Source organism: Ferrimonas sp. YFM (assembly GCF_030296015.1).
In the GTDB taxonomy this organism is placed as follows: domain Bacteria; phylum Pseudomonadota; class Gammaproteobacteria; order Enterobacterales; family Shewanellaceae; genus Ferrimonas.
The window spans coordinates 363,303-386,464 of the sequence record NZ_AP027368.1 but is presented as its reverse complement, the minus strand read 5'-3'; the positions used below and the strand labels follow the sequence as shown (position 1 = coordinate 386,464).

The window sequence follows — 23,162 nt, the reverse complement described above, 5'->3', positions numbered from 1 at the left end:
TGAGAATAATTCTCGTTACTGATGTTGGGTGGGCGGCAGCTCGGACTTTTTCCAGAACATCCAGCCGATGTAACCCACGATGCCGCAGGTGGCCAGAATCACCAGAAGGGACATCCATCCGATGGGGCTTTCCATGATCAGAGACAGCCAATGTGACATGGGGGAACTCCTTGTTGATGCAAAATTGTTCGAAATCCACCCTAACTCAGCGAAAAAATGACCCCCATGATCCGGATCAAGGAGTGTTGCGCAAATGATGAACAGAGGTAAAACCCCAGTTACTTCAGTGAAAACTGCTGCAACCGCCTCGCAGTTACAGTCGGTTGCGCTGGTGCATGAGATCAACTGGCCCTGGCTGATCCCCGGGGGGTTCAGCCTGCTGTTGGCGCTGCTGGGGATCGCCCTGCCCCTGCTGCCCACGGTGCCCTTCCTGTTGCTGGCCAGCGTCTGCTTCAGCCGGGCCCATCCCGCCTGCCAACGCTGGCTGATGAATCACCCCTGGTTCGGTCCGCCCCTGGATGCCTACCTGAACCGTCGGCCTGTGACTCCGAGACAGCTGGCCCTGACCCTGGGCAGCCTGTGGCTGGGCATGACCCTGGCGATCCTCCTGGCCCCTCTGGTGCTGGTCAAACTGGCCCTGGCCGGCATCGGCCTCGGGGTCAGCCTGCACCTGTGGCGCCGCCTGGCGCCCGCCGGCAGTGCCGCCCTGGGTTGAGCCAGGTAGAAAAGCCACATAGACTGGGAAAATCCGGGGCTTAGCCCCATGTTCACCGCGACAAGGATGCCCCATGTTCAAAGCCTCTCTGCGCCTGGCCCTCTGGGTGTTTGCCCTGGTGCTGGCCCTGCCCCTGCGTGCCGACCCCGCTTCACTGTTGCCACTGACCCTGGAGCGCGACGGCCGGCTGCTGCTGGCTGAGCCTGTCCTGGACACCCCCATGCTGCTGCTCACCAGCCTGCCCGCCGGCCTGGGATCCAACGACGTGGGCCTGGACCGGGGTCAACTGGGGCAACGGCGCCTGGTGCAGTTTGAACGTCACGGCAACGCCCTGGTACTGCGCCAACTCAACCCGGACTACCGGGCCGCCTCGGCCAACCCGGAAGAGGGGCGCGCCGCCGCCGAGGCCTTTGCCGGCGCCATCCTGTGGCGGGGACGCCTCGAGGGTGGCAGGGCGGATCTGACCCCACTGCTGCAAGACGATCTGCACGGCATCGCCGCCCGGCTGAGGCGCACCGGCCAGGGGCAGTACACGGTCGAGCCGGGCTTGAGCTTCATCCCCAACAACGGCCTCAAGGGCTTCCCCAACAACAGCGACATCGACATGGAGCTGAGCCTTCGCGGCGAGCGCCCCGGGGATCAGCTGTGGCAGGTGGCCGCGGATCCCTACCGGCTCGGCCTGAGGGTGCGCTTCTCCTTTATGGCATTGCCCGAGGTGCCCATGGAGCCGGTGCCCTACCATCCTCAGTCCGGTTTCTTCGACTACCGATTTCACGACTATGGCCAGCCACTGGATCGTCCGCTGACCCAGCGCTGGCTGCCCAGATTCAGGCTGGAGAAGATCACCCCGGGCGCGGCCCCTTCCGCCGTGGTCAAGCCCATTGTCTACTACCTGGATAATGCCGTGCCCGAGCCGATGCGCAGCGCCCTGCTGGAGGGGGCCAGCTGGTGGGCCCAGGCGTTCGAGGAGGCGGGCTATCTGGACGCCTTCAGGGTGGAACTGCTGCCCGAAGGTGCCGATCCCCAGGACAGCCGCTACAACCTGATCCAATGGGTCCACCGGGCTACTCGCGGCTGGTCCTTCGGTGATGCGGTGATCGATCCCCGCAGTGGCGAGATCCTTAAGGGCCACGTCACCCTGGGCTCGCTGCGCGTGCGTCAGGACCAGCTGATCGCCCGGGGGCTGACCTCAGGCTGGAGCGACCGCGCCCAGGCCAATGCCCAGTCCAGGCTGTTTGCCCTGGGGCGCCTCAAGCAACTGGCCGCTCACGAGGTGGGCCATACCCTGGGCCTGGCCCATAACTTCGCCGCCTCGGCGGTCCAGGGGGGCTCGGTGATGGATTACCCTCACCCCAGGCTGGCGTTGAAGGATGAGGTCATCGCCATCGACCAGGCCTACGACACCGGCCTGGGGGCGTGGGACAGGCACGCCATCCTGTTTGGCTATGGTGAGCCTCAGCGCCAGAGCGCCCTGGCCGCCCAGGCCAGGGAGCAGGGCCTTAAGCTCATCGGCGACCCGGATGCCCGAGGGGCTCACAGCGCCCACCCTAACGCCCACCTGTGGGACAACGGCGATGAGCCTGTCACCGAGCTGAATCAACTGCTGCAGATCCGTTCCCTGGCCCTGACCGGCCTGGGCCCGCAGATGCTGCTGGAGGGGGAACCCAACAGCGAGCTGGGCCGCGCCCTGGTGCCCCTCTACCTGCTGCATCGCTACCAGGTGGAGGCGGCGGCCACCCTGCTGGGCGGGGTGGAGTACCACTACGCCATCAATGAAGCCGCCGAGCGCCGCTGGGTCAGTGGCGACCAGCAGCGTCAGGCACTGGAGGCCCTGTGGGCCACCCTGACCCCGGAGTTTCTGGCCCTGCCGCCCTCCTTGCAGGAGCAGCTGCTGCCACCGGCCTTGGGTTACCAGCCCGACCGGGAGTATTTTGGCTCTCGCCAGGGCGTCATCACCGACCCTCTGGGGATGGCCGAGGTGGCTGCCCGCCACACCCTGAGCCTGATGCTGACCCCGCAGCGGCTCAACCGCATGATGCAGCAGCACAGGGAGGACGATGAGCTGCCCAGTGTGGAAGGGGTGGTGGAGCAGCTCCAGGAAAGGTTGCTGCTGGAGGATCTGGAGGAGGGCCAGTTGGCCGGCCTGAGGATGCGGGTCAATGCGGTGGCGGTGGATGCCCTGCTGGCCGTGATCCACAGTGATCACAGCGATCCTGAGCTGCGCGCCCTGCTGGGTCGGCAGCTGCTGGACCTGCAGGACAAACTGCAGCGCCGCGCCCGCCGCTCCGACGCCATGACCGCCGGCCACTACCGCCAATTGGCCCAGGCGCTGAAGGCGGGCCTGACCGATGCCAGCGTGCGGGTGATCGAGCGACCCCTGCCGATGCCGCCGGGCTCGCCCATCTAGCACAAAAAAAGGTCGCCCCAGGGCGACCTTTTTCATTCAACGCGGCACTCAGTCCAGCTTGATCACCGGCTGCACCACGATGCTGCGGCTGGCGACGCGCACCTCATTGATGGTCACCTCCAGCTCCTGGGCCAGGTGGAACACCGGCTGGTCATCGAACAGGGCCCGGCCCTGCTCGGCACTCAGCTTGAGGCGCGCCTTGTCATCGGTAATAAAGGGCGCCGGCATGAACACCACGGCACCGTTCTCCTTCAGGCGCATGCGCACCCCGCCCCGGTTGATGTCGATGATCTCCCCGGTAAAGCGCTGGGGGGTGCCTGCCAGAGGGGCCATAAATCGGGCATAGAGCCAGTCGCCCACGTCACGCTCACACATGCGGTGCAGCTTGCGCATCGCCGCCAGGTGATCGATCAGTTCGGCGTCCGGCCCCTGGGCCGACTCGCCGGCGATGATCCCCTTCAGCAGGCGGTGGTTCACCATGTCGCCGTACTTGCGGATGGGGGAGGTCCAGGTTGCGTACCCCATGAGCCCCATGCCGAAATGGGGACCCGGCGTCGCCGCCATCTCGGAAAACGCCTGCATCCGGCGCAGACGGGCATCCAGGTAGCCGTCGGGCTGGGCGTCCAGGGCACGGCGCAACTGGCAGTAGCCCTCCAGGGTCTGCAGCTGGTCGCTGGTGAACTCCACCCCGTTCTCCGCCAGCATCTCGCGGGCCCCCTCCAGGCGCTCGCTGTCCAGACCGGCGTGGACGTTGAATACCCCCTGGCCCACCTTCTCTGCCAACAGGGTGGCGGCGGAGGTGTTGGCCAGGATCATGCTCTCTTCGACGATGCGGTTGGCGATGCGGCGGTGATCCACGTGGATCGCCAGCACGTTACCGGCATCGTCCACCTCGAAACGGAAGTCGGGGCGGTCCGGGAACACCAGGGCGTGCTGTTCACGCCAGCCGATGCGGGCCAGGGCCAGCTGATGCAGCCCCTTGACCTGGGCCTCGATCGCCTCATCCTCTGGACGCCACTCCCCCTGCTGCTCCAGGTAATCGGAGACCTTGTCGTAGGCCAGCTTGGCGTGGGAGCGGATGTTGGCCAGGCAGAACTCGGTGTCGCCGGCTTCCCCGTCCGCCTTCACCTCGATGCCCGCCACCAGGGCCGGACGAACTTCCCCCTGATGGAGAGAGCAGAGCTCGTCCGCCAGCTGACGGGGCAGCATGGGCACGTTGAAACCGGGCAGGTACTGGGTAAAGGCCCGCTTGCGCGCCTCCTGGTCCACCTCGTCACCGGCACTGACGTAGGCGGTGGGATCGGCGATGGCCACCCACAGCTTCCAGCCGGCGTCGGTCTGCTCCACATAGAGGGCGTCGTCCATATCCTTGGTGGACTCGGCGTCTATGGTGACGAAGGGCAGGTCGGTGAGGTCCCGCCGCTCCACCTCGGCCGGCGCCTGCCAGCCCTGAGGATCCGCCGGCTCCACCTTGGCCAGGTCGTGCTTGGCCAGGATCACCCACCAGGGGATATGGGGATCGTCGTGAGTGGCCACCAACTGGGTCACCTCGACCTGGAAGTGCTGCTCCCCTTCACGCAGGGGGTGCTTCACCAGATGGGCCACCACGTAGTCGCCATTGCTGAGCTCAGAGCCTTTGACCCCTTTGCACTTGGCGCGCAGGGGCTCCTTCATCAGCGGGTGATCCGGAATGACGTTGAGGCGCTCCTTGATGAACTTCACCCGGGCGATGAAACGCCCCAGGCCGGGCTCCAGCAGGGAGTCGGGCTCGGCCACCTCCTTCTCCTTCTCGGTGCGCAGCACCGCGGTGACCCGATCACCGTGGACCACCTTTCTCATGTAACTGGGCGGAATGAAGTGGCTGCCGCCCTTGTCGGTCTCGAGGAAGCCAAAGCCCCGCTCGGTGGCCTTGATCTGGCCCTCTACCGTGGGCAGGGTTTCGCGAATCTGTGCTTTAAGCTGCTGCAGCAGCGGATTGTCCTGGAACATCTCTCCATTCCATCATCATCAAAAGAGTGGCCGCCTTAAGGCGGCGAGTTGGCCCAAGTGTAAGGGATAGCGGCAGGGATCACCACGGCCAATGAACGCCCTTCCTCACCCTTTAGACCCGGTTTTTCGGGTTGCCCGCCAGAAACGCCTGCAGGTTGTCGGCGGCGATCTGCATCAGCCGCATCCTGGCCTCCCGGGTAGCCCAGGCGTTGTGGGGGGTGATGCTGCAGTTGGGCGCGCTGAGCAGGGGGTTATCCGCCAGGGGTGGCTCGCTGGAGAGCACATCCAGCCCGGCCCCTCCCAGGTGGCCGCGAATCAGCGCCTGGGCCAGGGCATCCTCATCCACCAGGGGGCCGCGGGCGGTGTTGACCAGCAGGGCGCCCGGCTTCATCAGCGCCAGGGTGCGGTCATTGATCATCCGCTGGTTGTCGGCGGTCAGGGGGCAATGGAGGCTGACCACATCCGCCTGCTGCAGCAACGACTCCAGGGGCAACCAGCGTCGCCCCTCGGGCAGGTCGCGCTTTTGTGTGGCACTGGTGACCACCACCTTCATGCCGAACCCTTCGCCCATGGCGGCCAGACGCCGGGCGATCTCCCCATAGCCCACCAGCCCCAGGGTCTTGCCCTCCAGGGCGATCAGCGGACCGTCGTAGAAGCAGAAATCCGGGCTGGTCGTCCAGCGCCCCTGAGCCACCTGCTGGTGGTGATGGGCCACCCGGCTGGCATGATGAAGGATGTGGGCCATGGCCATCTGGGCCACGGAGCCGGGCCCGTAGGCGGGCACATTGGTGACGGTGATCCCCAGGCCGCGGGCGGCGTCCAGGTCCACCACATTGACCCCGGTGGCCAGCACACCGATGTATTTGAGATCCGGCAGCCTGGCCAGGGTGTCGGCGGTCAGGGGAGTCTTGTTGGTCAGCAGCAGGGGCACGCCGGCGGCGCGGGCCAGGATGTCGGCATCGTCGGTTCGGTCGTACACCCGGCACTGAGCCAGGCGCTCCATAGGCTGCCAGTCGATATCGCCGGGGTTGAGGGTATAGCCGTCCAGGACCACCAGGTATTTCATCGCTGCTCTCCGCTTGTCACTAGGGCGTGTTGACACTACAGGTCATTAGACACAACAAGGCCCCAGATACGCAAATGCCCTCCGATGGTGCGCGGAGGGCATGGGGTCTCCCGAAGGAGAGATCGTGCAGGAGATGATGAGAGAGGGTCATCCTTGGCTGACCCACAACCTACTCTACACCAAATTTGAGATAATGCAAATAATTCGCATTTACAAACCTTCGGTGTTGTCCCGTTGCCTGGACCAGATTCGCTCCGCCTGGGTCCCCAGTAACCAGAAGCCCAGTCCGGCGATGGCAAACAGCACCCCCTTGTGCAGGCTGTCCCACAGCTGCTCGAAGTAGCGGCTGTAGAGATGGAGAATCAGGAACAGCAGGCCATACAGGCGCAGGGCCGGTATCGACCAGCGGATGCCGGCCCAGATGGCTCCCAGACACACCAGCATGGCCCCCAGGGCCCAGGGCCAGAGTTGCCACTGGGGCACGTCGGCCCAATGATCCCAGTTGCCGTGGTTACCGAAGATGGAGACCAGCCACAGGAACCCTAGGACGCTGAGCCAACCGAAGTGCCGGGTCAGGGGCGCCAACGCAGGCGCCCTCCCCTCCATTGCCTGTCCCGCCAGGGCGATCAGGCCGCCGAGCAGGGCCAGGCGCAGGGGCAGGTTCATCCCAAACCACAACCCCTCCCAGCCGGCCACCTCGACGCTGTGCACGCAGAGCCACAGCATCAGGCTGAGCAGGGCGATGCCCCAGATCAGCAGGGAGCGCAGAGTCAGGCCCATCAACAGATACAGCAAGGTGGCCGCCAGCAGGTACCAACGCCAGCTGTCGCTGTCCGGATGCAGGTAGTCCCCCAGGTAGGCCAGGGCACCGGAAAACGCCAGCACCGATCCCAGAAACAGGGCCTCCACCTGGTAGGGGCGGGCTCCGTCTCCCCGGCGCCACAGCCCCACCGCCAACAGGCCGATGCCCAGCAGGGTGAGGGCCAGGGCCCTGGCCAGCACCGGGGCGTTGAACATGGCGGTAATCCAGTCGATCACCCTCTGGTCCACCAGCACACTGGCCACCGCCAGCACCAGGGAGGCCACCGCCACATAGAAGCTGTACCTGGCCAGTTTCAGCCAGTCGAAGCGGCGCTCCTCCAGCCCCTGCTCCAATCGCTGCACCTGCTCAGGGGTCAGCTCTCCCTGCTGCTGCCAGCCCTGCAGGGCCCGGCGTATGGTTTCGGCTTCCTTGCGACTCCACATGGGATCACCTCATCTGTCGTTCCTGACGCACCCGTTCCCAGGCCGCCTGAATGTCCTGGCTCTTCTGCCGGGCCAGGGCCATCATCTCATCGGGCAGACCCTGGCTGGCCAGCTTGTCCGGGTGGTGCTGGGCCATCAGCTTGCGGTAGGCCCGTTTGATGGTGCGCTCATCGTCGGAGGCGTCCACCCCGAGCACCTTGTAGGCATCCTCCAGGCTGGGCCCCTGGGCGCCGCTACTGTGGTAGTGGCTGCCCCCTTTGATCATGGAGATGATCTGCGTCAGCTCCTCCTGGCTGAACCCCAGCTGGCTGGCGATCTCCGCCAGAATCGCCTGTTCACGACTGTCGATGCTGCCGTCGGACAGGGCGATCTGAATCTGGATCTCCAGGAACATCCGCGCCAGATCCCGACGGAAGGCCATCACCAGCTTCAGCTGCTTCAGTCGTTCCCGCAGCGGATAGTCGGAGGCTTTGCCCTCGCGAAACGCCTCCTGGGCGGCCCGGCGGGCTTCGCCGGAGAGGCGCAGCTGATCCATCACCGCCGATGCCAGGGCGATGTCCGCCGAGGTGACCTGGCCCGAGGCCTTGGCCACATGGCCCATCACCGCAAAAGTGGTATGGAAGAACAGGTTCTGCCGGGGACCGGCTTTCGGGGTGCGGCGCTTGTCCACCAGGATATGACCCAGCCAGGCCCCGAGGATCATCCCCGCGAAACGGCCGAAGAAAAAGCCCAGGAGTGCGCCGAACACCTTACCCCAAATTTGCATTAAGTCTTTGCTCCAGTTCGATTAATCTTTGCTCTGTGCCCACGTCGCACCAGTGTCCTTCAAGGGCGGTGCCTCCCACCCTGCCCTGGGCCATCGCCTCCCTGAGCAGAGGCGCCAGGGGGAAACGTCCGGGCGCGCAGCGGGCGAACAGCTCAGGACGGTAGAGGCCGATGCCACTGAAGGTAAGCTTTGCCTCCCCCTGTGCCTGCACCCGCCCCTGATTCAGGGCGAAATCCCCCTGGGAGTTGTGGGCGGGATTGGCCACCAGCCACAGGTGGGCCAGGTCCTGCTGCCCCAGCTGAGGCAGCGCGTTAAATTCAAGTTCACAGTAAACATCCCCATTGACCACCAGGAAGGGGTCGGGGCCCAGCCAGGAGAGGGCCCGCTGAATGCCGCCTCCGGTCTCCAGGGCCTGGGTTTCATGCTGGTAGTGAATGGCGAGGCCAAAGCGGCGGCCATCTCCCAGGGTCTGGGGAAACTGCTCTCCCAGCCAGGCGGTGTTGATCAGCACGTCGCGAAAGCCCGCCCGGGCCAGGCGCTCCAGGTGGTGTTCCAACATCGGCCGCCCCTGCAGGGGCAGCAGCGGCTTGGGCGTGGTGTCGGTGAGAGGCCGCATCCGCTCGCCGCGGCCGGCGGCCAGGATCATCGCCTTCATCGGCCTGCCTCCAACTGTGCACGCCACTCCAGGGCCGCCCGGGCCAGTTCAGCGGTCTCCGGATAGAGCTCGGCGGCCTCGATGACGTACTCCAACACCCTGGGCAGGTCCGCCAGGTAGTGGTGCTTGCCATCCCTGTGGCTGAGCCGGGCGAAGATCCCCAGCACCTTGAGATGGCGTTGCAGGCCGGTGAGGTGGTACCAGCGCTGGAACTGCTCCCAGGAGGTGCTCTCCGGTATCAGCGCCTGCTGCCTGAGCGTAAGGAAATGATTGTGCAGCAGAGGCTCCAGCTGTGCCCAGGGCCACTTGACGTAGCAATCCTTAAGCAGGGACACCGGATCATAGGTCACCGGTCCCAGCAGGGCCCCCTGGTAATCGATGAGGGCCAGGGCGTCGCCGGTCACCATCAGGTTGCGACAGTGAAAGTCGCGGTGTACCCCGACCTGGGGCTGCTCCAGGGCATTGGTCACCAGCAGCTCACACAGGGGCGCCCACCAAGGGGCCAGCTGTTGGGGATCCCGGTCCAGGTGCACCTGGATGAACCACTGTGGCAGCAACGCCAGCTCCTGGCGCAGGAAGGCCTCATCATAGGGGGGCAGAGGCTCGCCGGCGCGCTCGGTGACCGAGGCGATGGCCGGCAGCAGGGCCAGGGCCCGGCCATACCACAGGGGCAGCTGGTCCGGGGCCAGATACCCCTGCAGGTGACTGTCCCCCAGATCGCTCTGGCACATGAACCCCAGATCCAGGCTGGCGTGGATCACCTCGGGGACCGGCAGACTCACCTTCTGATAAGCCTGGGTCATCGCCAGGAAGGGCGCACTGTCCTCAAGATCCGGCGGCGCATCCACCGCAATGTAGCTGCTTCCCTCATGGAAGAAGCGAAAATAGCGCCTGTGGCTGGCGTCGCCGAAGATCAACACCAGCCCCTCGACAGGGGAGGTAAACTGCCGGTTTAACCATTGCTGCAGCGCTGCCTGACGGCTGTCGCTCATCTCTCTCCTCCGCGTAGCCCAAACGGAAAAATTGCTTTATCATACGTCTTTTGCGCCAGCGAAAAATGGTTTTGTTCGGCGCGTTGAAAATTAGGCTCTCAGACCGAATCGAGTCCGTCTCTGTTCACCAGGGGTCACACCACCGATGATGGGGTCAACGGACACGCCGCAAGCCGGACCATAACCGGCATGGGCGTCACTCATTGGGGAACGGTGACGGCAGCGGTCGCGGCGGCAACAGTCCGCCCGGCGACCGTGTACAATCCATAAGGATAATAATGCGTTTTCAACTCGCCTTAGCGTGCTGCTGCCTGCCTTTTGCCGCCTGGAGCCAGGAGGGACAGGTGGTGGTGCCTGACAACCAGTGTACCATCAAGCTTCCCGTGCCCCTGATGGTGGATCCCAATGCTCCCCTGTCGAAAGACGCCTCCAAAGATCCTGTGACCGTGCGGGCGGACCGCAGCGAAGCGATCGCCGGCGAGGCGGCGCGTTTCCAGGGCGACGTCAAGCTGGTGCAGGGCAACCGCGCCATCACCGCCGACAGCGCCGAGGTGCACCAGCAGGAGCAGAAGGTATTGGCCAAGGGCAACCTGGTCTATCAGGATCCCAGCATCACCATCACCGCCGACGATCTCGACGCGGACATGACCCAGTACAGCGCCACCCTCAACCAGGCCCAGTACTGGCTGCATGGTCAGCAGGTGCACGGCGACGCCGGTCAGCTGGAGATCACCAACGAGAATGACCTGGTGCTGCGGGGCGGCAGTTTCACCACCTGTCCCGCCGAGGTGCCGGACTGGGAGTTGAAGGCGGAGAAGATCGTCATCGACACCAGCGAGGAGTGGGGCCACATCTACAGTGCCCAAGTGCGCCTGTTCGACACCCCGGTGTTCTATGTGCCCTATATGACGGTCCCGGTCTCCGACAAGCGCAAGACCGGTTTCCTGTTCCCGGCCATCAGCACCAGCACCAAGAACGGCGTGGACGTCACCACCCCCTTCTACTGGAATATCGCCCCCAACTATGACCTGACCCTGACCCCGCAGTTTATGAGTTCCCGGGGCCTGTGGCTGGGCACCGAAGGGCGCTACCTGCATGAGAACAACTTCGGCCTGGTCAACCTGGAGTACATCGGCAACGATCGCCTGGACAGCCTCAAGGGCAGCCCCAGCCGCTGGGCCTACTCCTGGGAACACACCGCCCGCCTGGACAACGGCTGGCGCCTGCACGCCGACATCGCCGACATCAGCGACGACAACTACTTCAACGACTTCGATTCCGCCATCAGCACCAGCACCGACAACCAGCTGAGCCGGGTGGGAGAAGCGGCGTTCTTCCAGCGTGACTGGAACTTCGCCATCAAGGTGCAGGACATCAAGGTGCTGGGTGAGGAGGATGCCCCCTTCCAGGTGCTGCCTCAGCTGAGCTTCCAGTACCACAGGCCCGAGGTCTCCAGCGGCCTGGACTTCGCCTTCGACACCGAGCTGACCCACTTTGCCAGTCAGGGCAGCAACCAGTTGGAAGCGATCCGCTGGCACATGGAGCCGACCCTGAGCCTGCCCTACCAGACCCCGGCGGCCAGCCTGCTGGGTGAGGTCAAGCTGATGCAGACCTTCTATCAGCAGGACGTGCCCACCGGCACCACGGATCCCCTGGAGCAGAACCTGGATGACTTTGTCAGCCGTACCCTGCCCCAGCTGCGCCTGCACGGCCAGATCAACCTGGAGCGGCAGCTGAGCTTCCAGGGCCAGCCGTTCCGTCAGACCCTGGAGCCCCAGGCCCAGTACCTCTATATCCCCCATGAGGATCAGAGTGACATCGGCGTCTACGACACCGCCCTGCTGCAGGACGACTACTCCGGCCTGTTCCGCGACCGCCGCTTCTCCGGCCTGGATCGCATCGCCGACGCCAACCAGCTGACCCTGGGTGTGGCCACCCGGGTGTACGACGACAGCAACAACGAGAAGCTGCGCTTCGCCCTGGGCCAGATCTTCTATCTGTCCGACAGTGATGTGAGCCTGCCGGACCAGTCCAACCAGATTCAGCAGTCCAGCTCCGCCCTGGCGATGGAGCTGGATATGCAGGCCGCCAAGAACTGGTTCCTGGCCGGCTCCCTGCAGCTGGACACCAACTCAAACACCACCAACAAGTCGGAACTGACCCTGGACTACCGTCCGGGGCGGGACAAGCTGCTGCAGCTGTCCCACCGTTACGTGCCGGAACTGGCCATCGACGCCGACACCGGCGAGTCGGTGGACATCAACCAGTTCGGCATGCGGGCCACCTGGCCCATCGCCGACAACACCTACCTGGTGGGGAACTACTACTACGATGCCAATCTCAACCGTTCGGTGGAGACCTTTGCCGGCATCCAGTGGGAATCCTGCTGCTGGGCCATTCGCCTCAGCTACGATCGCCACCTGAACACCAACTACACCGACAGCGGCTTCACCAACATCAGCCAGCGTAATGACTTCGACACCAGCTGGTCCCTCACCTTCGAACTGAAGGGGCTGGGATCCTCAGGCCCGCTGGGGGTCAGCGACATGCTGGATGAGGGTTTGTTCAACTACCGCCGCCCCTACTACCTCAGAAACTGAGGAAACAAATGTGTTACAGTGCAGGAACCGTCGCCGAGCCTGACGCTCTAAGCGATAACTGCACCATAGAAATGGATTAGAGGATGAAGGTTCGCAATATTCTTTTAGGCGCCGTGGCTTCCCTGGCCATGGCCGGCTCCCTGATGGCTCAGCCTCAGACCCTCGACCGGGTAGCGGTGCTGGTAAACAACGGCATCATCTTGCAGAGCGAGATCGATGATCGCATCGCCAACATCAAGCGTGGCGCCCTGCGCTCCGGACAGTCCCTGCCCTCGGATGCCGCCCTGCGCACCCAGGTGGTTGACCGTCTGATCAACGAAAGCCTGCAGCTGCAGATGGCCGAACGCATGGGCCTGGTGATCAGCGACATCCAGCTGGACCAGACCCTGGAGAACATGGCCCAGGAGCAGAACCAGACCCTGGAACAGCTTAAAACCGAAGTGGAAGCCTCAGGCGACAACTACGCCCAGTATCGTGAGCAGGTCCGCCGCGAGATCACCCTGGGTCAGGTCCAGCGCTTCCAGGTCCAGCGCCGGGTTCAGATCTCCCCCCAGGAGATCGACACCCTGGTGAAGATGATTGAGGAGCAGGGTCTGCAGGACGCCGAGTTCCACGTTGGCCACATCCTCATTGAGGTGCGTGACAACGACACCAAGACGGTGGAAGAAGCCCGTGGCCGCGCCGAAAAGGTGTTGGGTCTGCTCAACGAAGGCGCGGATTTCGCCAAGACCGCCATCGCCGCCTCCGCCGGTCCCAAGGCCCTGGAAGGGGGCGACTGGGGCTGGATGAACATCAACGAGATGCCCACCCTGTTTGCCGAACTGGTCAAGGGCGCCAAGCCCGGCGACATCATAGGTCCGGTAAAGAGTGGCGCCGGTTTCCACATCGTTAAGATCCAGGAGACCCGTGGTCAGCAGCTGCAGGAAGTGGAAGAGGTGCGTGCCCGTCACATCCTGCTGCGGCCCTCACCCATCCTCAGCGAAGACATGGCCAAGCAGATGCTGGACACCTTCCTGGTCGAGGTGGAGAAGGGTGACGCCGACTTTGCCGAGCTGGCCAAGGAGCACTCCGAGGATCCCGGCAGCGCCCTCAAGGGTGGTGATCTGGGCTGGTCCGATCCCTCCATCTATGTGCCCGCGTTCCAAAACGCCCTGGCCAAGCTGGGCAAGGGTGAGTACAGCAAGCCGTTCCGCTCCACCCACGGCTGGCACGTGGTGCAGCTGACCGACCGTCGCACCACGGACACCACAGACAAGATGAACACCGACCGCGCCTACCAGCTGCTGTTCCGCCGTAAGTTCAACGAGCAGGCGGCGGCCTGGTCTCAGGAGATGCGCGCCAAGGCGTACATCGAGATGGTGGAAGCCAAATGACGTTCCGGATCGCGGTAACGCCAGGGGAGCCGGCAGGCGTCGGCCCCGATCTGGTGGTGATGCTGGCCCAGCAGGCCTGGCCTGTTGAGCTGGTGGTCTGTGCCGATCCCCAGCTGATCACCGACCGCGCCAAGATGCTGGGGCTGCCCATCAAGCTGCAGCCCTATCAGCCCGGCAAGGAGCCCCAGCCTCAGGCTGCGGGCACCCTGACCATCGCCCCCTTCTCCCTGGACGCCCCGGTGGTGTGCGGCGAGCTCAATGACGCCAACAGCGCCTACGTGGTGGAGACCCTCAAGTTCTCCAGTGAGAAGAACATCAGTGGCGACTTCGCCGCCGTGGTGACTGGCCCCGTGCACAAGGGGATCATCAACCAGGCGGGGATCCCCTTCTCCGGTCACACCGAGTACTTTGCTCAGCAGGCCGGCTGTCAGGATGTGGTGATGGTGCTGGCCACCGAAGGCCTGCAGGTGGCCCTGGTGACCACCCATATCCCCCTGGCCTATGTGTCCAAGGCGATCACCCCACAGCGCCTGGAGCAGATCATTCGCATCCTCAACCGGGACCTGCAGGACAAGTTCGGCCTGGAGAAGCCACGCATCCTGGTGTGTGGCCTCAACCCCCACGCCGGCGAAGGTGGCCACCTGGGCAAGGAGGAGATCGAGGTGATCGAACCCACCCTGAGCCACCTGCGCGCCGAAGGGATGGATCTTACCGGCCCTCTGCCGGCGGACACCCTGTTCCAGCCCAAGTACCTGGACAACTGCGATGTGGTGCTGGCGATGTACCACGATCAGGGTCTGCCGGTGCTAAAATACAAGGGGTTCGGCAAGTCCCTCAACATCACCCTGGGACTGCCCTTCATCCGCACTTCAGTGGACCACGGCACTGCCCTGGACCTGGCTGGCTCCGGCCAGGCGGATCCCGGCAGTTTCCTGGTCGCCCTAAACAAAGCAATTGAACTGACAAGTAAACAAAATAGATGAGCAACAATGTTCATATGGGCCACCGCGCCCGTAAGCGCTTCGGCCAAAACTTCCTCCACGACATGACGGTGATCGATCGTATCGTTGCCGCCATCCATCCCACCGACGACCATACCCTGGTGGAGATTGGCCCGGGTCTGGGCGCCCTGACTCAGCCGGTGGCCGAGCAGGTTGAGTGCCTGAACGTGGTGGAGCTGGACAGAGATCTGGCTGAACGCCTGACCCAGCAACCTGGCTGGGGCAACAAATTGAAGATCCACCAGGGGGACGCACTGAAGTTCGACTTCACCTCCCTGATGGAAGAGGGCAAGAAGATGAAGATCTTCGGCAACCTGCCCTACAACATCTCCACCCCGCTGATGTTCCACCTGTTCGAGTACGCCGACAAGGTGGAGAACATGCACTTCATGCTGCAGAAAGAGGTGGTGGAGCGTCTGTGTGCCGGACCGGGTCACAAGAACTACGGTCGCCTGACGGTGATGGCCCAGTACTACTGCAAGGCACTGCCGGTGCTGGAAGTGGGCCCGGGTGCCTTCACCCCGCCGCCCAAGGTCGACTCCGCCGTGGTGCGCCTGGTGCCCCACAAGGAGAAGCCCTACCCGGTGGACGACGTCGAAGTGCTGAGCCAGGTGTGCCTGACCGCCTTCAACATGCGTCGTAAGACCCTGAGAAACAGCTTCAAAGGCAAGCTGGATGCGGCCGCTTTCGAAGAGCTTGGCATCGATCCCGGCCTGCGCCCCGAGCAACTGCCGGTGTCCGACTTTATCGCCATCGCCAACTACCTCTGCCGTCACTGAGGCCATCATGCGTCTTCCGCCCCTGCAGATTGAGGTTGAAAGTCAGTACGTCGCCGAGCAGTCCCAGCCGGAGAAACAGCAGTTCCTGTTTCAGTACACGGTCACCATGGAAAACCGGCACGATCAGACTCTGACCCTGACTCACAGGCACTGGAAGATCACCGACGGCAACGGCAGCCTCAATGAGGTGAGTGGTGAAGGGGTGGTGGGCCAGACCCCCACCCTGGCGCCCGGCGAGCGTTTCAGCTACTCCAGCGCCGTTACCCTGGCCACTCCGGTGGGCAGCATGGCGGGCTTCTACACCCTCCTCAGCGAAGATGGTCAGGTTCTGCAGAGCCCCATCGACCGCTTCCCTCTGAAAAATCCCAGGAGCCTCCACTAGGCATGGCCAACTATTTTGTCGGCGATATTCAGGGATGCTACGACGAACTGCGGAAACTGATGGACCAGGTGGGCTTCGATCCCGCCGAGGACGTGCTGTGGTGCACCGGCGATCTGGTGGCCCGCGGTCCCGGCTCACTCGAGGTGCTGAGGCTGTTCCGCGAACTGGGTGACGCCGGCCGCACCGTTCTGGGCAATCACGATCTCCACCTGCTGGCGGTGCATGCCAGGCTGAAGAAGGCCAAGCCCAAGGACAGGCTGCAGGCGTTCCTCGACGCCCCGGACAGCGACGATCTGATTCAGTGGCTGCGGTGCCAGCCCCTGTACCGGCACCTGCCGGAGCACAAGCTGATCCTGACCCATGCCGGGGTGCCGCCACACTGGGGCGTCGATGAGGTGATCCGCCGCGGCGATGAGGTCAGCGCCACCCTGCAGTCGGATCACTACCTGGAGTTCGTCGGCCAGATGTACGGCGATAAGCCGGATCTGGACGACCCGGACGCCAGCCCCTACCGGCGCCAAACCTACACCATCAACTGCCTGACCCGGATGCGCTTGCTCTACCCGGATGGCCGGCTGGATTTCTACGCCAAGGGCAACCCCGCCGGCGAAGGCACCCTGGTGCCCTGGTTCCGTCTGCCCCACCCCTTGTTGCAGGAGTATCGCCTGGTGTTTGGCCACTGGGCGGCACTGATGGGCCAAACCCGAACACGAAATGCCATCAGCCTGGACACCGGCGCCTGCTGGGGTCACTGGCTGACATTCTGGCAACTGGAAACGGGGGCGAGATTTACTCAGCACGCAGACAAAGTCTGGGGTTAGAAGGGGCACTTTTCGCCCCTTTATTGTTGCATAAAACGGCATGATGGCTGCTGCAAACTGGTTGCCAGCTTGATAACATGGTGTGCGTTGGGGGATCACACACCAAGGACCATACTAATAATGAAACTCACCGTCTCACTCCGCATCATCGGAGGGTTCACCTTCGTCACCCTGCTGCTGCTGATTCTCGGCGGCCTGTCCCTGTCCAGCATCAACACGGTGGAAGAGCACACCAATACCTATAAGAAGTTCGCGGTACCGGCCAAGGACAAGGTCAATGAGGTCAGCCTGGAACTCAATCAGCAGTTCATCACCATTCAATCCGCCCACGACGCGGATCAGGCCGACGCCCTGGCACCGCTGCAGCAACAGCTTCAGCAGCAACAGAATCAGCTCAACGGCCAGATTCGTTCCCTGGACACCCTGCTGCAGACCCGTCCCGACTTCGGCCTGAACGCCGGCCAGGCCAGCGGCTTCAACACCGCCTTCCAGCAAGCCTGGAGCGAGATGCTCCAGGCCAAACAGGCTCTGAGCGAGGGCCAGGCAGCCCTGACCGAGCAGATCGACACCATGGAGATGGCCGGTGACGATGCCAGCGCCATCCTGCTGGACCTGATGGATCTGGAAGTCTCCGACAACGCCACCGAACGCCAGATGGCGGGCGAGGCCAACAACATGGACAGCGCCGTGGCCAGCATGGTGGCCATCGGCCTGGAGCTGAACAAGATCGGCTCCCTGGCGGATCTGGAGACCCTGAGAGGGGAAACCGAGTTTCTGCTGCGCAGCCTGGATTACCGCATAGAAGCCATGGTCGCCGACGGTGAGGCCACCGGCCAGCAAGACCTGGTGCAGGAGCTGACCGACAACCTGACTGTCCTCACCGGCTTCCTGCGCGGCGACAGCAACCTCATCGACCTGCAGAGCGCCAACCTGCGCCAGGCTCAGTTGGTGGATACTAAGCTGGATGAGGCCCGCGGCCAGTACGACGCCCTGATCGCCCTGACCCAGACCCTGCAACAGCAGCTGGCCACCATCAGCGACGACACCGGCAACCTGGCCATGGAGTCCCTGGCCTCCACCCGCACCCTCACCATGGTGGTGATGCTGGGTTCCATCCTGGTGGCCACCCTGATCAGCCTGCGCACCCGTAAGTCGATCACCCAGCCACTGGACCACGTCAATGAGGTGTTGGCGGTGCTGGCCAGCGGTGACCTGACCAAGCGACTGGATCTGCCGGCCCACGACGAATTCGGCAAGCTGGCGGGCAACATCAATGCCCTGTCCGACGCCCTGAGGGAGCTGATCCGCTCCATCACCGAGCGGGCCGATCAGCTGGCCGCCGCCGCCGAGGAGACCTCTGCGGTGACCGCCCAGACCACCTCCGGCATCCAGGAGCAGACCAGCCAGATCGAGCAGGTGGCCAGCGCCACCAATCAGCTCTCCAGCTCCGCCAACCAGGTGGCCACCAACGCCAACGACGCCCTGGGCGAAACCCAGCAGGCGGACGATGAGACCCGCCAGGCCCGCAGCCTGTCGGAGAACAACGGCGCCATCATCCAGAATTTGGCGGACGAAGTGGAGCGCACCGCCCAGGTGATCAACAAGCTCAACAGCGACACCGCCGCCATCGGCAGCATCCTGGATGTGATCCGCGGCATCGCCGAGCAGACCAACCTGCTGGCCCTGAACGCCGCCATCGAGGCCGCCCGGGCCGGTGAGCAGGGCCGCGGCTTTGCCGTCGTCGCCGACGAGGTCCGCTCCCTCGCCTCCCGCACCCAGGAGTCCACCACAGAGATTCAGCAGATGATCGAGGTGGTCCAGGCCGGAGCCCAGGAAGCGGAAGAGGTGATGCAGAAGAGCCAGGAACAGGCCCGTCGCAGCGTCACCACCACGGAGGAGGCCAACACCGCTCTGGAAGCCATCACCCGCTCCGTGGCAGGAGTGGTCAGTGCCGGCAACCAGATCTCCCAGGCGGCGGCGGAGCAGAACACCGTCTCCCAGACCATCTCCGAGAAGCTGGAGCAGATCGCCACCATCTCCGAGCAGACCTCCTCCGGGGCCATTCAGACCGCCTCCTCCAGTCAGCAGGTGGCCCAGCTGGCCGAGGAGCTGCAGCAGCAGGTGCGCCGCTTCAAGGTGGTCTGAGCCGCGAAATTCGGACAACAAAAAAGGCGACCCTGGGGTCGCCTTTTTTTATGGATTGCGTCGGGTATTAGCCGCCGATACGCTCGCGGATGGCGCCGACGATCTGGGAGCCGTCGTGGCCATTGGTGGTGGCCCAGTCCAGCACCGTCTTACCGTCAAACTCCGGCTGCTGTAGGCTCTTTGCGGACAGACGCTTCACCAGGAACACACCCACATCGTTGGCGTTGTTGGTGATGGCGCTGCGAATCATGGTCTCACCGTTGCAGCGAATACCGTCGTAGATGTTGCGTACCTTAACATTGGACTCTTTCAGCTTCTTGCGCAGCCGGCTTTTGTTGTCGTCATGTACGTACTGGCAGATGTTGGCGATCAGTTGGTCGTTCGCCTGAACCTGCGGTGTCCACGCCATGTTTACAACCAGGGCTGCCGCCACCGCCAGACTCAGATGGGTCTTCATCGCACCACTCCTTGTTACTTATCGTTATTAAAAGATTTACATAGGGTAACAGCGACAGCTTACCCCAGATGCTTAACGATGCAAACCTGGAGCATATGGAACCATAACAAGTGGTTAGAAGCGTGATTCAGTCGCGCACCCGCTCCAGGGTAACGAAATGGAGATCACAGGCATTAGCGTCGTCGGCGGGTCGGATCTGCCGCTCCAGTTCACGCCACTGCAATTGCTGGTAATCGGGAAAGCGGGTGTCCCCCTCCACCTGCAGCTGAGCCAGAGTCAGGTAGAGCCGATCCGCCTTCGGCAGCAGGCTGGCGTAGAGCTGGCCACCACCGATGATCATCACCTCCTCCTCATCGGCCAGCAGCACCAGGGCCTCGTCGATGCTGGCCACCCGGGTCACTCCCTCGGGTCGGTACTCGGGGTTGCGGGAGATCACCACGTTGCGGCGCCCAGGCAGGGGGCGACCGATGGAGTCGAAGGTGCGGCGGCCCATCACCACGGGCTTGCCCATAGTAATGGCTTTGAAGTGTTTCAGATCGGCGGGCAGATGCCAGGGCATCTGGTTCTCTTTGCCGATGACCCGATCAAAGGCCATGCAGGCAATCATGGAAAGGCGCATCCGTAGTTCCTAGGGCGTGTTTATCTTTGGTGATTAGTCTTTGGCCGAGGATGACGGCAACCAATCAAGGCGTTCGACTGCAGACATAGTGGTGTTATGTTGAAGTCGAACAACGCTGAGTGGTTGTCGTCAGTCCGGCCCCGAAGGGCGCTGCCCTCTTCCAGAGTGACGGCTCTGTTGCAGCGGACTCCTTGCATCTTAATGCCACAAGTACCAGATGCTGAAGCAAAAACATTCAGCAAAGGTCAACATGCCCTAGATAATGGGTTTGTTCCGATACCAGATGAGGCCGGGCATCGCCAGACCCACACTCAGGGCACCGAGAATAAACAAGGTCTTCAGGGCGTTGTACACCACGGGCATCAGGCTCTCCGCGGTCACTCCCAGGGCGCTCATCTCCACCAGGCCGATGACGGTGTTGAAGGCGAAGGTGCCGGGAATCATGGGAATGATGGCGGCCACTCCGAACAGCTGCATCGGCGCCAGGGTCTCCCTGGACCAACGTACCGACAGGAAACCGACCGTCACCGAGGCGGCAAAGGTGGCCCACTCAATGGGAGCCCCCCAGGTCATACACAGGCCTCGGACCATGTGGCCGACGGCACCGGCCAGGCCACAGCGCCACAGGAAGCGCCCGGGCACGTTGAATACCATGGCAAAGCCCACCGCCGGGATGGCGGCGATGGCACCGTTGATCAGCAACTGCAGCAGGTTCATATCCACCCCATCCCGGTCAGTTGCATCGCCAGGGTGATGCCGATGGCGGCGGAGGCGGTCATCAGGGTCGCCTGCCCCCAGCGGGCCAGGCCGACGTTGTAATGCCCCTTGACCATATCGGCGATGGCATTGAGCAGAGGAAAACCGGGCACCAGCATCAGCACCGCCGCCGCCATGGCGACCTCGGCGTCCGGGGTGGGCCACACCATGGCCGCCAGCCGGGCCACCAAGGTGGTGACAAAGGCGGTGGCCGCCCAGTTGATCAGCAGGTTGAAATGGCCCTTGGCCAGTTGCTGACGCACCACCATGCCGATGCAGGAGGCCAGCACCGTCAGCATCACCGCGGTATCGTCGGCGCCGAAGAGGTAGGCGAAGCTGCCGCAGGAGGGGCCGATGATCGCCACCACCAGCCAGCGGTTCCAGGTTTTGGGTTTGAGCTGACGAAGCTTGCGGCCCACCTGATCCAGGTCCAGCAGGCCCTTCTCCGCCATGACGCAGATGCGCTGCACTTCACACACCATGTCCATGTTCAGGCCATGGTCCCGCAGGCGACGGGTGGTGGTGACGCAGCGCTGCTGGTAGAGGGTGGTCAGCACCAGGGAGGTGGAGGAGATGGACAACTCCACGCTCTCGACCCCCAGGGCCACCCCCAGACGCTGGCCCACGTCTTCCACCAGTTCACTTTCGGCCCCCCAGGCCAACATCAGCTGAGCGGCTCTGACCGCCAGCCGGGTGATCTCATTCTGCTGAGCGAGTTCCAACCCCAGACTCCCCAAAAACACGTCTCACAAACAGGTGTATTCTTCGAATAATACTCTTTTTCGGCCAGCAAAAAGGGGCACGAGGCCCCTTTTTCACTGTTCAGATTAACGCTGGTAAACCACTTCGACGTCGTAGTCGTCGTCGTCCCAGTCGTCCCAGTCATCGTCGTCCTCTTCGACAACCGCCTGATCCATCTGCTCTTTATGGTGGTGCTCCCACTTGAACTCCACCTCATCCTCTTCGCTCTGCTGCTCCTCTTCACGAGGCATATCGCGCAGCATCGCCATCAGCTCCTGAATCAGATCATCGGTGCCGGTGCGGGACAGGGCGCTGATGGTGCGTACCTCCCCTTCCCACTCCAGGCCGTCGACGATGCGCTGAACCAGCTCATCCTTCTCTTCGTCCAGCACCAGATCCAGCTTGTTCAGCACCAGGATTCTCGGTTTGGCCGCCAGCTTGGGCGAGTAGGTTTCCAGCTCCTTGATGATCGCCTTGGCACCCTCGACAGGATCGCTCTCATCAATGGGGGCCACGTCCACCAGGTGCACCAGGGCACGGCAGCGCTCCAGGTGCTTGAGGAAGCGAACCCCCAGGCCGGCGCCGTCGGCGGCCCCTTCGATCAGGCCGGGGATGTCCGCCACCACGAAACTCTCGGAGGCGTTGGCCCGGACCACACCCAGGTTGGGCACCAGGGTGGTAAAGGGGTAGTCGGCCACCTTGGGCTTGGCGGCAGAGACCGCACGGATGAAGGTGGACTTGCCTGCGTTGGGCAGACCCAGCATGCCCACGTCCGCCAGCAGCAGCAGCTCCAGCTTGAGTTCACGGTGCTCACCAGGAGTCCCCAGGGTCTTCTGCCTTGGGGTGCGGTTGACCGAGCTCTTGAACCTGGTGTTACCCAGGCCGTGGTAACCGCCCTTGGCCACCAGCAGTTTCTGACCGTGCTTGGTCAGGTCGCCGATCAGCTCCTGGGTGTCGGAGTCCACCGCCCGGGTGCCCACGGGCACGGACAGGACCTTATCCTCACCCCGCCGACCGGTGCAGTTGGCACTGGCACCATTGGAGCCGCGGGTGGCACGGTGGCAACGCTCAAAGCGGTAGTCGATGAGGGTGTTCAGGTTCTCATCGGCGATCAGGTAGACATCGCCACCATCGCCGCCATCACCGCCGTCCGGGCCCCCTTTGGGGATGTACTTTTCACGGCGGAAACTCACCACGCCGCTGCCGCCGTCTCCGGCTTCAACCCGGATCAGCACCTCATCTACAAATTTCATCGCTCTAACCCGTCAGGAAAACAGCTAATAGTATACCAAGGATGGGATCATCAGGGATCGCCTCTCCCCCTTGGACGCAAAAAGCCCCGCCGATGGCGGGGCTTGCAGATCGTTCGGTGAACGAATTACTCGGCAACGATGCTCACGAATTTACGGTTTTGCTTGCCTTTCACTTCGAACTTCACCTTGCCGTTCGCGGTGGCGAACAGAGTGTGATCGCGGCCTACGCCTACGTTGTCACCGGCGTGGAACTTGGTGCCACGCTGACGAACGATGATGTTGCCTGCCAGTACAGACTCGCCGCCGTAGCGCTTAACACCAAGGCGTTTGCTTTCTGAATCACGGCCGTTACGAGTAGAACCGCCAGCTTTTTTATGTGCCATTTCTCGTTACTCCGTAA

General features: G+C 63.3%; 22 protein-coding genes. 9 read left to right on the top strand and 13 right to left on the bottom strand.

Translation table 11 applies throughout. From position 1 onward, the window contains the following. Window positions 1-15: 15 nt before the first annotated feature. Window positions 16-159, bottom strand: a complete 144-nt coding sequence (locus QUE41_RS01925) for a DUF3149 domain-containing protein (protein WP_286341287.1) — start codon at window positions 157-159, stop codon at window positions 16-18. A gap of 94 nt (window positions 160-253) precedes the next feature. Between QUE41_RS01925 and QUE41_RS01920 the strand changes: the two genes are divergently transcribed. Beyond that, entirely contained in the window at window positions 254-715 is a 462-nt protein-coding gene (locus QUE41_RS01920) for a YbaN family protein (protein WP_286341286.1), read from the top strand. A 73-nt stretch (window positions 716-788) separates the two neighbouring features. Further along, window positions 789-3,122: a zinc-dependent metalloprotease gene (locus QUE41_RS01915; RefSeq protein WP_286341285.1), complete on the top strand. Its 2,334-nt coding sequence runs from the start codon at window positions 789-791 to the stop codon at window positions 3,120-3,122. 48 nt (window positions 3,123-3,170) lie between these two features. On the opposite strand, the gene QUE41_RS01910 is transcribed toward QUE41_RS01915, so the two are convergent. The 6 genes from QUE41_RS01910 to QUE41_RS01885 all read right to left on the bottom strand — a co-directional run bounded on the left by QUE41_RS01910 (window position 3,171) and on the right by QUE41_RS01885 (window position 9,835). Next, window positions 3,171-5,111, bottom strand: a complete 1,941-nt coding sequence (locus QUE41_RS01910; RefSeq protein ID WP_286341284.1) for an exoribonuclease II — start codon at window positions 5,109-5,111, stop codon at window positions 3,171-3,173. Between the two features lie 112 nt (window positions 5,112-5,223). Further along, window positions 5,224-6,177, bottom strand: a complete 954-nt coding sequence (locus QUE41_RS01905; RefSeq protein ID WP_286341283.1) for a D-2-hydroxyacid dehydrogenase — start codon at window positions 6,175-6,177, stop codon at window positions 5,224-5,226. Between the two features lie 210 nt (window positions 6,178-6,387). Further along, a complete protein-coding gene (locus QUE41_RS01900; RefSeq protein ID WP_286341282.1) occupies window positions 6,388-7,422 on the bottom strand; it encodes a hypothetical protein in 1,035 nt (344 codons plus the stop codon). A 4-nt stretch (window positions 7,423-7,426) separates the two neighbouring features. Continuing rightward, the gene (djlA, locus tag QUE41_RS01895) at window positions 7,427-8,188 is read right to left on the bottom strand and encodes a co-chaperone DjlA (protein WP_286341281.1); all 762 of its coding nucleotides are present in this window, start codon (window positions 8,186-8,188) and stop codon (window positions 7,427-7,429) included. Further along, entirely contained in the window at window positions 8,172-8,843 is a 672-nt protein-coding gene (gene murU / locus QUE41_RS01890; RefSeq protein ID WP_286341280.1) for an N-acetylmuramate alpha-1-phosphate uridylyltransferase MurU, read from the bottom strand. Before murU ends, djlA begins: the two co-directional genes overlap by 17 nt. Then, window positions 8,840-9,835 carry an aminoglycoside phosphotransferase family protein gene (locus QUE41_RS01885; RefSeq protein ID WP_286341279.1) on the bottom strand — a complete coding sequence of 332 codons (996 nt, stop codon included), beginning with the start codon at window positions 9,833-9,835 and terminating at the stop codon, window positions 8,840-8,842. Before QUE41_RS01885 ends, murU begins: the two co-directional genes overlap by 4 nt. A 278-nt stretch (window positions 9,836-10,113) precedes the next feature. Between QUE41_RS01885 and lptD the strand changes: the two genes are divergently transcribed. The 7 genes from lptD (at window position 10,114) to QUE41_RS01850 (ending at window position 18,936) form a co-directional block, all read left to right on the top strand. Continuing rightward, on the top strand, window positions 10,114-12,435 hold the full coding sequence (gene lptD / locus QUE41_RS01880; protein WP_286341278.1) for an LPS assembly protein LptD: 2,322 nt from the start codon (window positions 10,114-10,116) through the stop codon (window positions 12,433-12,435). A gap of 83 nt (window positions 12,436-12,518) precedes the next feature. Then, window positions 12,519-13,808, top strand: a complete 1,290-nt coding sequence (gene surA / locus QUE41_RS01875) for a peptidylprolyl isomerase SurA (RefSeq protein ID WP_286341277.1) — start codon at window positions 12,519-12,521, stop codon at window positions 13,806-13,808. After that, window positions 13,805-14,791, top strand: coding sequence for a 4-hydroxythreonine-4-phosphate dehydrogenase PdxA (pdxA, locus tag QUE41_RS01870; RefSeq protein ID WP_286341276.1), 987 nt, complete (start codon window positions 13,805-13,807; stop codon window positions 14,789-14,791). The genes surA and pdxA overlap by 4 nt, the downstream gene beginning before the upstream one ends. Then, window positions 14,788-15,588: a 16S rRNA (adenine(1518)-N(6)/adenine(1519)-N(6))-dimethyltransferase RsmA gene (rsmA, locus tag QUE41_RS01865; RefSeq protein WP_286341275.1), complete on the top strand. Its 801-nt coding sequence runs from the start codon at window positions 14,788-14,790 to the stop codon at window positions 15,586-15,588. The genes pdxA and rsmA overlap by 4 nt, the downstream gene beginning before the upstream one ends. Window positions 15,589-15,595: 7 nt before the next feature. Next, window positions 15,596-15,970: a Co2+/Mg2+ efflux facilitator ApaG/CorD gene (gene apaG / locus QUE41_RS01860; protein ID WP_286341274.1), complete on the top strand. Its 375-nt coding sequence runs from the start codon at window positions 15,596-15,598 to the stop codon at window positions 15,968-15,970. 2 nt (window positions 15,971-15,972) lie between these two features. Continuing rightward, window positions 15,973-16,791, top strand: a complete 819-nt coding sequence (locus QUE41_RS01855) for a symmetrical bis(5'-nucleosyl)-tetraphosphatase (protein ID WP_286341273.1) — start codon at window positions 15,973-15,975, stop codon at window positions 16,789-16,791. A 120-nt stretch (window positions 16,792-16,911) separates the two neighbouring features. Beyond that, window positions 16,912-18,936 (top strand): methyl-accepting chemotaxis protein, encoded by a 2,025-nt coding sequence (locus QUE41_RS01850; protein WP_286341272.1) that lies wholly within the window; start codon window positions 16,912-16,914, stop codon window positions 18,934-18,936. A 67-nt stretch (window positions 18,937-19,003) separates the two neighbouring features. On the opposite strand, the gene QUE41_RS01845 is transcribed toward QUE41_RS01850, so the two are convergent. The 6 genes from QUE41_RS01845 to rpmA all read right to left on the bottom strand — a co-directional run bounded on the left by QUE41_RS01845 (window position 19,004) and on the right by rpmA (window position 23,145). After that, window positions 19,004-19,393 carry a DUF3718 domain-containing protein gene (locus tag QUE41_RS01845; RefSeq protein WP_286341271.1) on the bottom strand — a complete coding sequence of 130 codons (390 nt, stop codon included), beginning with the start codon at window positions 19,391-19,393 and terminating at the stop codon, window positions 19,004-19,006. Between the two features lie 127 nt (window positions 19,394-19,520). After that, entirely contained in the window at window positions 19,521-20,012 is a 492-nt protein-coding gene (gene folA, locus QUE41_RS01840) for a type 3 dihydrofolate reductase (RefSeq protein WP_286341270.1), read from the bottom strand. 255 nt (window positions 20,013-20,267) lie between these two features. Further along, window positions 20,268-20,729, bottom strand: a complete 462-nt coding sequence (locus QUE41_RS01835; RefSeq protein ID WP_286341269.1) for a threonine/serine exporter family protein — start codon at window positions 20,727-20,729, stop codon at window positions 20,268-20,270. Next, window positions 20,726-21,433 (bottom strand): threonine/serine exporter family protein, encoded by a 708-nt coding sequence (locus tag QUE41_RS01830; RefSeq protein ID WP_502876009.1) that lies wholly within the window; start codon window positions 21,431-21,433, stop codon window positions 20,726-20,728. The genes QUE41_RS01835 and QUE41_RS01830 overlap by 4 nt, the downstream gene beginning before the upstream one ends. A gap of 162 nt (window positions 21,434-21,595) precedes the next feature. Next, window positions 21,596-22,762: an Obg family GTPase CgtA gene (gene cgtA, locus QUE41_RS01825; protein WP_286341267.1), complete on the bottom strand. Its 1,167-nt coding sequence runs from the start codon at window positions 22,760-22,762 to the stop codon at window positions 21,596-21,598. 125 nt (window positions 22,763-22,887) lie between these two features. Then, window positions 22,888-23,145 (bottom strand): 50S ribosomal protein L27, encoded by a 258-nt coding sequence (rpmA, locus tag QUE41_RS01820; protein ID WP_028109699.1) that lies wholly within the window; start codon window positions 23,143-23,145, stop codon window positions 22,888-22,890. Window positions 23,146-23,162 lie beyond the last annotated feature (17 nt).